Genomic DNA, 12,030 nt, shown 5'->3' on the forward strand with positions numbered 1-12,030 from the left:
GGTGGTATTCCGAGGAAAAGAAAATTAGTTTCCTGAAATGGTTTCTGTTATCACATCTTCTAAAATCGTTAATCCTATATCAAGCACATCTTCTTGAATATTAAGAGGCAGCATTAATCGAAGCGTTTGCCCGCTTACACCGCAGTTCATAATGAGCAAGCCATTTTCCAGTGCTTTCGATTTTATTTTCGGTACAAAGGAAGCAGCAGATTCGGAATCGAATTCAATACCGATCATCATGCCAACTCCTCGGACTTCAACAATGCCCGGCAAGTGTCCTACCGAGTTATGAAGTCGGCCGACAATCTCGGCACCAAGTTTAGCACTGCGTTCTACCAGCTTCTCTTCCTCAATAACCTCAATGTTTGCCAATGCCGCAGCACAGGAGATTGGATTTCCTCCAAATGTCGAACCATGACCGGCCGTCGGCCATTTTTCATGAAGCTCACGACTTGCGACAATGGCACCAAGAGGCATGCCGCCGGAAAGGGCTTTTGCCAGTACTAAAATATCAGGAGTCACATTCGCATGCTCTGCCGCGAACATTTTGCCTGTACGGCCAAATCCTGTTTGTACTTCGTCAAAGATAAGCAAAATGCCGTGTTCCTCTGTCATCTTTCTTAACGCCTGCAAAAAGCTTGGCGGTGCCGGATAATAGCCGCCTTCACCCATTACCGGTTCAATGATGATGGCCGCTACACGTGAAGGATCCACGCGTAAATCGAACAATTTTTGAAGCTGATTTAAGCAGTATTCTTCCACTTCTTCTTCTCGAATGTTTTTTAGCTGGCTGGGATACGGATAGGGAACGTGGTACACCTCGCCTAAAATCGGTTCATAATAACGACGGTATTTAGAACTTGATGCCGTAATGGCAGTTGCTCCTAATGTACGGCCATGAAACGATCCTTCAAAAGCAATGATGGCGGGTCTGCCTGTGGACGCTTTTGCTAGTTTAAGTGCACCGTCAATAGCTTCAGCTCCCGAATTGGAGAAAAAGACAGTGTCTAGGTTTCCTGGTGTGATATGAGCAAGCTTTTCCGCCAAATTCGCTGCCGTTTCATAATAACCATAGTTCAATCCAAGATGAATCAAGGCTTCAGCTTGCTTTTTAATGGCTTCCACCATTTTTCCGTTCGTATGCCCGACTGCGTTGACAGCTACTCCTGAAACGAAATCGATATACTCCTTTCCGTCTGTCGTCCAAAATTTGGCGCCATGCGCTTTTTCAATGACAAGCTCCGTTACCCTTGTCATAACAGGTGATAAATGTTTTTGTGCTTTTTCCTTAATCTCTTCTGTTTTATTTTGTAATTTCATACATCTCATCCTTTCTTAATTGACCTTTGAATATCGTGAATGATTCATCTAAAATTCTTACCATCTCATCAATTTCTGTTCTCGTAACATTTAAAGGAGGACTGATGATGAGGTGCTCCCCCTTTGTGCCGTCAATGGAACCGGAACCGGGATAAAAAACCGCACCGAGTTCCATGGCAATTCCATTTAATCTTTCAGCTGCTTTTTCAGATGGATCGAACAACAGGTCCTTCCCACGATCCTTCACAAGCTCTATACCGATTAAAAGCCCTCTTCCACGAACATCAGATATATAAGTATGTTTTTGCTTCAGTTCCAAAAGACGTTTAACAAGGTAGTAACTTTGTTCTTTGACGTTTTCCAGCACCATATCTCGCTCATATACATTTAAAGCTGCAAGACCGGCAGCAACCGCTACTGGATGCCCGCTATAGGTGTAACCATGAATAAATTTCCCGTCGCTGTTTTGTATGAGCCCATCGATTAATCTTTCATGAACAATCATTCCGGCCAGTGGAGCATATCCTGCCGAAACCCCTTTTCCAAACGTGATGATATCAGGTTCGATTCCAATCTGTTCGGTCGCGAAGTTGGTACCGGTACGGCCGAATCCAGTCATCACTTCATCGATAATTAAGACGATTTCGTAACGATCACACAGTTCTCGAACTTTCTCAAAATACCCCGGCGGCGGAGGCACAGCACCTTGCTGGCTTCCGACAATCGGTTCGGCGATAAATGCCGACACGTTCTCAGGACCAAGCTCTAAAATCGTTCTTTCAATATCCGTCACACATGTCCAGTTTTGTTTGGAGAGACAATCCTCTTTTTGACGATCGTATGGACATCGGTGGCAGTACGGAGAATAGACATGGGCATAGTTTAAAAGATTAGGAGTGTATGCATGTCTTCTTTTAACGTCTCCTCCTGCGGATAAAGAACCGATGGTGTTACCGTGGTACGATTGCCATCGCCCGATTACCATGTGTTTTTGGGGTCTGCCGGCATCCAGATGATATTGCCGCGCCAGCTTCAAAGCACTTTCATTTGCTTCTGAGCCTCCAGTTGTAAAATACACTTTATTTAAATAATCTGGGGCCATTTTTCCGATGGTTTCAGCCAATTCATGCAATGCTTTCGTCTCGAAGCGCATGGTATGGACGAAGGCTGCTTTTTTTGCTTGTTCCGCCATGGCTTCGCCTATAGAAGTAATCCCATGTCCCAAGTTGGCTGCAACCGCTCCCGAACAAGCGTCCAAATATTTTTTCCCGTTCTCATCTATGAGGTAGACCCCTACACCGTGGGTAATAATCGGATACTCCTTTTTTAAATCCCGATGAAACACATAGTCTTTTTTTATTCCCTCCATCTTTCCACCACCATTGCCATTCCTAATCCACCCGCTACACAAATTGTCGCAAGGCCATATTGCCGTTTTTGTTTTTCAAGCTCATGACATAATGTGGTGACGATTCTTGCACCGGAGCACCCAAGTGGATGGCCTAAGGCAATCGCCCCTCCGTTTACATTTACGTTGTCTCCTTTGGTGCCCCATTCTTTTAAACAAGCAAGACTTTGAGCAGCGAAGGCTTCATTTAATTCAATTAAATCGATATCTTCCAAACGAAGACCCGCTTTTTTCAACGCAATTTGGGATGCTGGAACCGGACCGATTCCCATTTCTTTTGGTGATACACCCGTTGCAGCAAAGGAACGGATCCAAGCCAATGGGACCACTCCAAGTTGGTTCGCTTTTTCTTCAGACATCAACAGTAGCATCGAGGCCCCATCATTCCTGCCGGAGGAGTTTCCGGCTGTCACCGTACCGTCCTTTTGAAACACAGGACGCAGTGTTCCTAACTTTTCAATGTCCGTCAATCTTGGGTACTCATCGATTGCAAAATGTCTGATTCCCTTTTTTCCTTCCTTTACCGGAACAGGAATGATTTCTTCTTCAAAATGGCCCATTTCAATGGCACGTTTCGTTTTCTGCTGACTCATGAAGGCAAATTCGTCTTGTTCACGGCGGCTAATGTTATATTTTTCAGCCAGCCATTCGGCTGTTTGCCCCATCGTGAAACGACCATATATCTCCTCCGGCTGCGATTTTGGCTGACTCTCTGTATTTGAATCATACAGCGTCATATCTCCTATCTTGTGGCCAAATCGAGTGCCAACCATATAATGAGGCGCTTGTGACATGTTTTCGACGCCTCCTGCTAAAACGACGTCCGCCTGACCAGTCAAAATGGACATCGCTCCGTTAATGACGGCCTGCATGCCCGAACCGCACTGACGATGAACAGTATAAGCAGGAATCGATTCTGGAAAATGGGCCTGTAATGCTGAAACTCTTGCAATATTCGGCGCATGCGCACTCTGCTTTGTTTGGCCGACAATGACTTCATCGACAATATTGGCACCATAGCCGGAAGCAGAAAGATTATTTTTCATGACGAGAGATACAAGCTCTTCTGGAGGCGTATCTGCCAGTGATCCGACGAAGTTTCCGATAGCAGTCCGAAATGCATTTACGATTACAACCACTACGCGGTCACCTCTTTGCCTTTATTGAAAGATTCAGCAATTTGAAAAGGTGCGTCCGTTTTCTGTTGAACTTCTTCAAGGGAAACTCCTGGTGACAGCTCAATAAGATGAAGTCCATCTTCCTTCACAGCGAAAACCGCTAAATCGGTAATAATTAAATCTACTATTCGTTCCGATGTGATTGGATAGGTTAATTCCTTGACGATTTTTGACTCTCCCTGGTTAGACGTATGCATCGTTGTTACGATTACCTTTTTGGAGCCTTCCAATAAATCCATCGCCCCGCCTACACCAAGAACACTTTTTCCGGGCACGGCCCAGTTGGCGATCCGCCCAATGGCATCGATTTGCAGCACACCCAGAATTGAAACGCTTACATGCCCTCCGCGAATCATCGCAAAAGAGGAAGCACTATCAAAAAAGGATGACCCCTCCAATACGGTGACAGGCAGTTTCCCTGCATTGACAAGATTTTGGTCAATATGCTCTGGATCAGGGGTAGGACCTACTCCAAGGATGCCGTTTTCCGAGTGTAAAAAAACTTGAACATCTGATGGAATGTAATCAGCCACCAGCGTTGGAATCCCTATGCCCAAATTGACGATATCGCCATCCTTCAATTCCTTCGCCGCTCTTGCAGCAATGTATTGTTTCACGTTCAAGCTAGTTCCCCCCCTTCACTACGATAAAATCAACGTATAAATGAGGAGTCACAATTTCTTCAGGAGAAATTTGGCCTACCTCCACAATCTCGTCCACCTCTGCAATCACCACATCTGCTGCTGTTGCCATCATCGGATTGAAGTTTCTTGCCGATTTGTTGTAGATGAGATTTCCTAATTGATCCGCTTTTTTCGCTTTAATGAAAGCAAAGTGGGCTTTAAGAGGCTCTTGGAAAACATATTTTTTACCGTTAAGGATACGCTCCTCTTTGTTTTCGGCGATTTTTGTTCCTACGCTGACCGGCGTATAAAACCCTCCTAGTCCTGCACCACCCGCTCGAATAGCTTCAGACATCGTTCCTTGAGGGAGTAGCTCCACGTCCATTTCCTTTTCTTGATAGGATTTAACCACCTCTGGGTTGGATGTAAAATAAGAACCTATCGCTTTTTTTACTTGTTTTTGCCGTACTAAAACTCCAAGACCTCTACCTGGTTCACCAAGGTTATTACTAATAATCTCTAAGTCTTTCACTTCCGACTGAGCCAAAGCGGCTATTAAACTAAGTGGACTTCCTACAAGTCCAAATCCACCTACCATAATTCGTGAGCCGCTTTTAACTTTTTTTACAGCATCCTCGCATGTAATCAGCTTGCTCATCCTTTTTTCCTTCCTCTCCATAGACTTTAGTGGTTTATAACCATTGGAAATATAAAAAACCGAGCAAAACATAGATCTTCTATAAAGAATGTCGTTCCAACGAACATTCCTTACAAAGAGTCCATGTTTGCCCGGTTTTAATAAGACCATGGGAAGAGGTCATCCTCCCACTTTATTATAACCAAACGTTATATATTCATTTGCTTCACGTTATCCCAGTAACGTTGAACTGCAGCTTGTAGAGCCACAATGATCGCTTGCTGGGATGGAGCAAAATAAAAGCTTTGAATTCGTTCAATCAGCTGCTCAACACCATCTTGAAGACAGTAACCTATCAACAGTTTTTGAAAATAATTTTTCGTTAGTTCTGTTACGAAAGTGAATTCGGCGCCGATAATTTTATGTTCTTTCAGCTCCACTTCGAGTACAATTCCCGCATGCTTATACATTTCATACATGGAAGTTCCCTGTGGAGCTTTTGCATATCCTGTAACAATGACTGTTTCCAGTGTTTGCATGCCCCTAAACCTCCTTTAAAAAACTAACTGATCATTTTCTTTTCTAACACGAGTATATGGGTCAGAAAAAATAATGTCAATGAGAAAATTCATAATTTTCTGAAATAGTATTTTGTTCTCATATTTTACTAGTAAGCGCTTACGGTTTTCACACATAAAATTAATTCTCGCTTGGATTTCAAAATCCTTCTAGAAAGAAAAGAATTTTTTGGCTGCTTGCATAGAATTTCTCCTTTCATCCCCTAAAAAATGTACGAACTTGCTTATCACTATTTCTAACTTATAAATTTGCAATTTCTGTGCCAAAATTAAAAACGCTATTTTGCTCACCTTTTTTGAGAACAATATGCCAAATTTCTTGGCACTATCCTTCCTTTTTTGCATCTTAACTGCAAAAAACTCTTTCCGATAAAATGGAAAGAGCTTTTTACACTTAATAAATTAAAATCTATTTCTCCGACTTAGGCAGTTACAGTTGAAAAATTCTTTGCTACTTCTGCCACTTTTGCAAGACCTTCTGCAATAATTGTCTCCGCTTGATCTGGCGCTGCATTATGTCCTTCAATGATAACTTCGTCAACGATTTCCATTCCGAATAAGCCGCCTACCATATTTTTAATATAAGTAGCTGCCATTTCCATTGGAGCTGCTTCAGGTGTTGAGTAAATTCCGCCGCGTGCAGTTAGGATAACAGCCTTTTTGTCAGACATCAAGCCTACTACTCCAGCTTCAGTGTATTTGAAAGTGAAACCTGCTCCAGCTACATAATCGATGAATGTATGCAATTTTGCCGGGATGGTTAAGTTCCATAGCGGGAATGCAAATACAACAACATCTGCTGCAGAAAGAGCATCCATTGCTTTTTGTTTCGCAGCTACAATACGTTGCTCAACATCAGTTAACTCTTCACCAGATTGTAATTTACCGAAAGCATTGAATAAATCTTGACCAAAGTAAGGCATATCCTCGGCAAAAACATCGTAAGTTGTTACATTCACGCCTTCTAAGTTCTCCATGAAAGTTTCATACATTTTACTCGAAACAGCTTCAGAAGCTGGACGGTTGTTTGCTTTTACTACTAATATGTTCATCTATTTGAACTCTCCTTTTATAATATCTTTAATGTTTATATCTCGAATTAATAATATATAAATTTAATGTTTTCGTCAAACGAAAGGTACTGGCAAGGGAGGAAAATTTGGGTTATCAGTTTCCAAATAACTAGATGTTGTAAGCTTCATTCGCGATATTGTTCATAATAGTTTAAAATATACATAGTTTCTAAAATTTCCTATAGATTGAGGGATAGAATTGATAAGAAAAGAATATCCAAGCAAGTTAAATCTATTGAAAATTCCAAGTGGAGAAGATCTTATCATTGGACGAATGTATATCGCGGAAGGTAAGGGCCCGCATGCCACAGTGTTACTACTGCACGGTTTTCCTGGGGTTATGATGAATCTTGATACGGCTTCCGAGCTTCAACGGCAAGGCTGGAATGTCTTGGTCATTAATTATCGCGGCGCATGGGGAAGTCAAGGAAGCTTTTCATTTACCCATTCGTTAGAAGATGTTCGTGCAGCGCTTCAGTACATCAAACAAAAGGAAATTGCCAATGAGAATAGGATTGACGTGGAGCGAATTGCGTTAGTGGGACACAGTTTTGGCGGCTTCTTAGCACTAAAGGCAGCCTCTTTAGAGCCATCAATCAAAGCTGTTGCTTCCCTTTCAGGAGCCAACTTTGGTTTATTTGTACAAATGCTTGAGCAAGACCCTTCCTTCGAGGCTCAAATAACGGAAGTTTTACGGTATGGTATCTTTTTCCTGAATGGTGCTTCTGTAGAGTCGATTATGGAAGAAGTCCGTTTCCATCAACATGAATGGAATACCTTTTTACTGGCACCTCTACTAACGGATCGAAAGATTCTCTTAACTGCGGCTGTTTTTGATGAGGAACTACCAAAATCATATTTTCATGACCCGCTGGTGAACATTCTTAAAAAAGACGGCGCGAAACATCTTCAATGTGAAGTTTTTGAAACTGACCATAACTATGTCGATAAACGCAAAGAAATCGCACTCACGCTTCACAAATGGTTAAACGAAGCCCTATCTTAAAAAAGGTATCTAAAAAGACGATTCCAAATGGAACCGTCTTTTTAAATTGGGTATGAACAAATCAACTTTCTGATCTTTGCAATTTACCCCAAAATCGACTAAAAATGCAAAAATCTTCTCCAAAAATGAAATTTGCTAGCAAAAACACCCTCTTATAGTCAAAAATCCACCCCAAAAGTGAATAATGTTGATTCGATAGAATCGGGCTTTCCCGTTATGGTAGAGGTACCCGGGAATACATGAAAAGCGCGCTTTCTGAAAGGACTCTCCCTTGGAAAGCTTTGAACAATTAGTCGAACAGTACCAACCCATGCTCCACAAGATTATGAACTCGCTCCACCTTTACAAAAACCATGACGAATTCTATCAACACAGTCTCATTGCCCTTTGGGAAGCAAGCCAACGCTTCGATCCTAACAAAGGGAGCTTCACCAACTATGCCTACACCTACATCAAGGGCCGCCTCCTCATGGAATTAAAAAAATCACAACAAGAACATGAACGATATATACAACCAGTCGAGGAATTCTGGGACCTTGTTGAGGATTCCCATTCTGATGACCCACTTCAGAAGGAAACACTGTTGACCTACTGTGAAACGCTGACACCAAATCAAAAGAAATGGCTCCTGTACACCGTCTGTGATTACCTAACAATCAAAGAAATCGCCGAACTGGAAAAAGTATCCCCCTCAGCCGTGAAAAGTTGGCGCAGCGGGGCTCGGGAAAAAGTGAAAAAGTTAGTGAGGGATTAGCGAGACCGGTTATTAACTACCTGGCTTTGAAATTTTACTTATCGTCGGCCGTCTTTCCAAGGACAAACCTTTTGGGGTTTGTCCTTACATGTTTCCAATACTTATTCATGACAAGTCTCCACCTACTTCCCCAAATTTCTCAACTAATCAAACGCTGATTGAAACAAGCAAGAGTCTTGATTATAACGAATTTCCTAGGCTAAACATGCGTGAAGCCTGTCGAACCTCGCTTAAAAATTTCGCAGGAAATATCCCACTTTTCTACAAAATTTCAAAATTGATGAATAACCATTTTTATGAAGAAAAAGTGAATACAACTTCCAAAAATAAGCAACATATAAAAAAACAAGTAAGGTGAAAACAAATGGTAGCTACCATCCTTAGAGTAGGGCTTTTCTTGATTCCTTGGTTAACCGTTCCTTTTATACCGAAAGATGAGTTTAAAAAGTTTACACCAGTAGCAATATTCACATCATTTTTGGTTCTTATCGTAAGCTTTTTATCAATCCCATTTAAATGGTGGACTATAAAGGGAGGACTCATTACTAAAACCTTCAATGACCTTAGCTTCATATTGGGACCATTCTTTGTTGGAACGATTTGGATTTTCCGGATGACCTTCGGGAAATTTGGCCTCTTTGCTTTGGTAAATTTATTGATGGATTTCTTCCTATCCTTCCCCTTCACTTGGTTGGCTCAAAAATTAAAGATGTACAAATTAGTAAATTTTAAGCCTAAGCACGTTTTTTATATCTCCATTTCTTTTGCTCTTGCAAGCTACGTCTACCAACTATTCATAACTCGTGATACCACTGACCATACCAATCACCATAAAAATCACTTAAGAACAGACAAAAGCTAGTCTGTTTTTTTGTTTGCTAATCTCAGTTTTATTTAATTTTCAACTTTTAATGCCGTAGCCATGAAAACCACCCTATTAGGACTCACTCTTTTATAAAATTCCCCAATCATGTTAAAATTTTCTGGTATAATTTATTCTTAGAATACAATATTGAGAATAGGAAGGAGAGTGTATTTTGGAAGGTTCATTTGGTTTGCTTTTAAACATAGTCATCACCATTTATTTAGTTATTGATTCTCGAAAGCATGGTAAAAGCCCCGTCCTTTGGGGAATTCTCGGATTCTTCTTTGGAGCGATTGCCTTAGGGATTTACTTAATTAAAACAGATCGAAAAGTTATCGGTTGGATTATTACGATTATTAGTATTATCGGTTATATTGTCTTACTCCTAGTCATATTATTAGGGGTTGCGCTAATAATGGGCGGAGGGTTTTCTTAAGAAGTGTTAAATACACCCCTGGAACCATCCCCTAATTTTCTCAGGGATCATTCACAAAACTATTAAAACTATGCTGAACAACAAACAGCATGGTTTTTTTATGTTTGTATTCAATCACCCAGTCAGTAAACTAATAATCTATTGGTATAATTTTCAGAATCTAATAATCAGTTAGTTATTTACAAAACACGTATAAATGTATATAATCCTATATAAATACTAGGAATTGATAGGGCGTGCGGATATGAGTATAGGGATTACATTGATGGGTTTACTTGTTGGCTTTTTGGTAGGGTTGACGGGTGTCGGCGGAGCAGCACTCCTAACCCCTGTGCTAATTTTAATAGGGGTTAATCCTTCAATTGCTGTGGGTACAGACCTTGTTTATAATTCAATCACGAAGCTATTCGGACTTGTTCAACATTGGAGACAAAAAACAGTTAATGTTCAGATGGTTAAGTATTTAGCGATGGGAAGTATCCCTAGTGCGGTCATTGCGATTGGCTCCCTTCACTATTTTGAATCGTATTACCACAATCAAGAGCAGATTATTAGGCATTCCCTCGGTTATATACTGATTTTTGTTTCACTCGCAATCATTATAAGAACGTTTGTAGAGAAAAAATTAAGACCTAACCGTTGGCAATTAAAGCCTTTGAGTGAAAAGAAGATGCTAACCATTTTAATTGGCTGCATTTTTGGATTTATCGTCGGACTCACTTCTTTAGGGTCAGGTTCTTTATTCGCTGTGGCAATGATCTATCTATATCGAATGAAAACATCAGAGATGGTTGGTACGGATATTACTCACGCGTTTCTTTTGGTAACGGCAGCAGGAATGCTCCACATCGGTTATGGAAATGTTAACTATATGCTTGTGGGTAATTTACTTATGGGCTCCATTCCGGGAGTACTGATTGGCAGCAGCATTTCTGCAAAGGTTCCAACGAGACCGCTGCGAACCGTTGTTGCTGTATTAATCTTTGTAAGTGGACTGAAGTTAATCTAATTTTGGATAAAAAAGCCAGCAGATCTGCTGGCTTTTTTTATATGAATCTATATAACTATTATTATGAAACCATCGTATGATTTTTAGTGAAGTTCGAACCGTCTCGATGGCTCATTTAAACATAAAAAAACCACCTTCAAAAAATGGTTACTTTTTTAAAGGTGGTTGTTATTAAATGAATGTTTATTAAGTTAAAAAAATGGCTCCGCAGGTAGGACTCGAACCTACGACCGATCGGTTAACAGCCGATAGCTCTACCACTGAGCTACTGCGGAACAATATATAGTGGGCCTAAATGGACTCGAACCATCGACCTCACGCTTATCAGGCGTGCGCTCTAACCAGCTGAGCTATAGGCCCAATTTGGAGCGGGTGATGAGAATCGAACTCACAACATCAGCTTGGAAGGCTGAGGTTTTACCACTAAACTACACCCGCATATGAAAATTTGGAGGCAACACCCGGATTTGAACCGGGGATAGAGGTTTTGCAGACCTCGGCCTTACCACTTGGCTATGCTGCCCAATTATTAGAATAAATGGGGCGGCTGATGGGAATCGAACCCACGAATGCCTGAACCACAATCAGGTGCGTTAACCACTTCGCCACAACCGCCATGATGGTGGAGGGGGACGGATTCGAACCGCCGAACCCTGAGGGAGCGGATTTACAGTCCGCCGCGTTTAGCCACTTCGCTACCCCTCCATATTAAAAATGGCTCAGGACGGAATCGAACCGCCGACACAAGGATTTTCAGTCCTTTGCTCTACCGACTGAGCTACTGAGCCTAAATTATATATAAAAAATCTATAAGAAACAGTAGGTTACCTACTGGGATAAAAATGGCGGTCCGGACGGGACTCGAACCCGCGACCTCCTGCGTGACAGGCAGGCATTCTAACCAACTGAACTACCGGACCAGAGTTTTTTCAAGCTATGCTTGAAAATAACTTAATTGCGGGGACAGGATTTGAACCTGCGACCTTCGGGTTATGAGCCCGACGAGCTACCGGACTGCTCCACCCCGCGACAATAATATATTAAAGATAATGGAGGAGGAAGAGGGATTCGAACCCCCGCGCGGTATGACCCGCCTGTCGGTTTTCAAGACCGATCCCTTCAGCCAAACTTGGGTATTCCTCC

The 12,030-nt window shown here is 41.7% G+C and carries 12 protein-coding genes and 10 tRNA genes; 5 read left to right on the forward strand and 17 right to left on the reverse strand.

The window, feature by feature from the left end; translation table 11 throughout:
* Positions 1 to 24: 24 nt before the first annotated feature.
* The 7 genes from BR30_RS0106545 to BR30_RS0106580 form a co-directional block, all read right to left on the reverse strand.
* Positions 25 to 1,320: an aspartate aminotransferase family protein gene (locus BR30_RS0106545; RefSeq protein ID WP_026564321.1), complete on the reverse strand. Its 1,296-nt coding sequence runs from the start codon at positions 1,318 to 1,320 to the stop codon at positions 25 to 27.
* Positions 1,304 to 2,689: an aspartate aminotransferase family protein gene (locus BR30_RS0106550; protein WP_026564322.1), complete on the reverse strand. Its 1,386-nt coding sequence runs from the start codon at positions 2,687 to 2,689 to the stop codon at positions 1,304 to 1,306. The genes BR30_RS0106545 and BR30_RS0106550 overlap by 17 nt, the downstream gene beginning before the upstream one ends.
* A complete protein-coding gene (locus BR30_RS0106555; RefSeq protein ID WP_026564323.1) occupies positions 2,677 to 3,867 on the reverse strand; it encodes a thiolase family protein in 1,191 nt (396 codons plus the stop codon). The genes BR30_RS0106550 and BR30_RS0106555 overlap by 13 nt, the downstream gene beginning before the upstream one ends.
* On the reverse strand, positions 3,867 to 4,529 hold the full coding sequence (locus tag BR30_RS0106560; RefSeq protein WP_026564324.1) for a 3-oxoacid CoA-transferase subunit B: 663 nt from the start codon (positions 4,527 to 4,529) through the stop codon (positions 3,867 to 3,869). The genes BR30_RS0106555 and BR30_RS0106560 overlap by 1 nt, the downstream gene beginning before the upstream one ends.
* A 1-nt stretch (position 4,530) precedes the next feature.
* Positions 4,531 to 5,187, reverse strand: a complete 657-nt coding sequence (locus BR30_RS0106565; protein ID WP_026564325.1) for a CoA transferase subunit A — start codon at positions 5,185 to 5,187, stop codon at positions 4,531 to 4,533.
* A gap of 188 nt (positions 5,188 to 5,375) precedes the next feature.
* A complete protein-coding gene (locus BR30_RS0106570; RefSeq protein WP_026564326.1) occupies positions 5,376 to 5,705 on the reverse strand; it encodes a DUF3870 domain-containing protein in 330 nt (109 codons plus the stop codon).
* A gap of 461 nt (positions 5,706 to 6,166) precedes the next feature.
* Entirely contained in the window at positions 6,167 to 6,796 is a 630-nt protein-coding gene (locus BR30_RS0106580; protein ID WP_026564328.1) for an FMN-dependent NADH-azoreductase, read from the reverse strand.
* Positions 6,797 to 7,016: 220 nt separating this feature from the next.
* On the opposite strand from BR30_RS0106580, the gene BR30_RS0106585 reads away from it, so the two are divergent.
* The 5 genes from BR30_RS0106585 to BR30_RS0106610 all read left to right on the forward strand — a co-directional run bounded on the left by BR30_RS0106585 (position 7,017) and on the right by BR30_RS0106610 (position 10,887).
* Positions 7,017 to 7,823 (forward strand): alpha/beta hydrolase family protein, encoded by an 807-nt coding sequence (locus tag BR30_RS0106585; protein WP_026564329.1) that lies wholly within the window; start codon positions 7,017 to 7,019, stop codon positions 7,821 to 7,823.
* 310 nt (positions 7,824 to 8,133) lie between these two features.
* Entirely contained in the window at positions 8,134 to 8,577 is a 444-nt protein-coding gene (locus BR30_RS0106590; protein ID WP_442852957.1) for a sigma-70 family RNA polymerase sigma factor, read from the forward strand.
* A 364-nt stretch (positions 8,578 to 8,941) separates the two neighbouring features.
* On the forward strand, positions 8,942 to 9,439 hold the full coding sequence (locus BR30_RS32795) for a hypothetical protein (RefSeq protein ID WP_155928456.1): 498 nt from the start codon (positions 8,942 to 8,944) through the stop codon (positions 9,437 to 9,439).
* A gap of 175 nt (positions 9,440 to 9,614) precedes the next feature.
* On the forward strand, positions 9,615 to 9,878 hold the full coding sequence (locus BR30_RS0106605; protein ID WP_035445113.1) for a hypothetical protein: 264 nt from the start codon (positions 9,615 to 9,617) through the stop codon (positions 9,876 to 9,878).
* Positions 9,879 to 10,122: 244 nt separating this feature from the next.
* Positions 10,123 to 10,887, forward strand: a complete 765-nt coding sequence (locus BR30_RS0106610; protein ID WP_026564333.1) for a sulfite exporter TauE/SafE family protein — start codon at positions 10,123 to 10,125, stop codon at positions 10,885 to 10,887.
* Between the two features lie 200 nt (positions 10,888 to 11,087).
* Here BR30_RS0106610 and BR30_RS0106615 read toward each other — a convergent pair.
* From BR30_RS0106615 to BR30_RS0106660, 10 genes are all read right to left on the reverse strand, one after another.
* Positions 11,088 to 11,162: transfer RNA gene (locus BR30_RS0106615), tRNA-Asn, on the reverse strand.
* Positions 11,163 to 11,173: 11 nt separating this feature from the next.
* A tRNA-Ile gene (locus BR30_RS0106620) sits at positions 11,174 to 11,247 on the reverse strand.
* A gap of 4 nt (positions 11,248 to 11,251) precedes the next feature.
* Positions 11,252 to 11,325, reverse strand: a tRNA-Gly gene (locus tag BR30_RS0106625).
* 11 nt (positions 11,326 to 11,336) lie between these two features.
* Positions 11,337 to 11,410, reverse strand: a tRNA-Cys gene (locus BR30_RS0106630).
* A 16-nt stretch (positions 11,411 to 11,426) separates the two neighbouring features.
* A tRNA-His gene (locus BR30_RS0106635) sits at positions 11,427 to 11,502 on the reverse strand.
* Between the two features lie 5 nt (positions 11,503 to 11,507).
* Positions 11,508 to 11,592: transfer RNA gene (locus BR30_RS0106640), tRNA-Tyr, on the reverse strand.
* 10 nt (positions 11,593 to 11,602) lie between these two features.
* A tRNA-Phe gene (locus BR30_RS0106645) sits at positions 11,603 to 11,675 on the reverse strand.
* Between the two features lie 55 nt (positions 11,676 to 11,730).
* A tRNA-Asp gene (locus BR30_RS0106650) sits at positions 11,731 to 11,807 on the reverse strand.
* 35 nt (positions 11,808 to 11,842) lie between these two features.
* Positions 11,843 to 11,916: transfer RNA gene (locus BR30_RS0106655), tRNA-Met, on the reverse strand.
* A gap of 21 nt (positions 11,917 to 11,937) precedes the next feature.
* Positions 11,938 to 12,030 (reverse strand) — tRNA-Ser (locus tag BR30_RS0106660).

The organism is Bacillus sp. UNC41MFS5, from assembly GCF_000686805.1.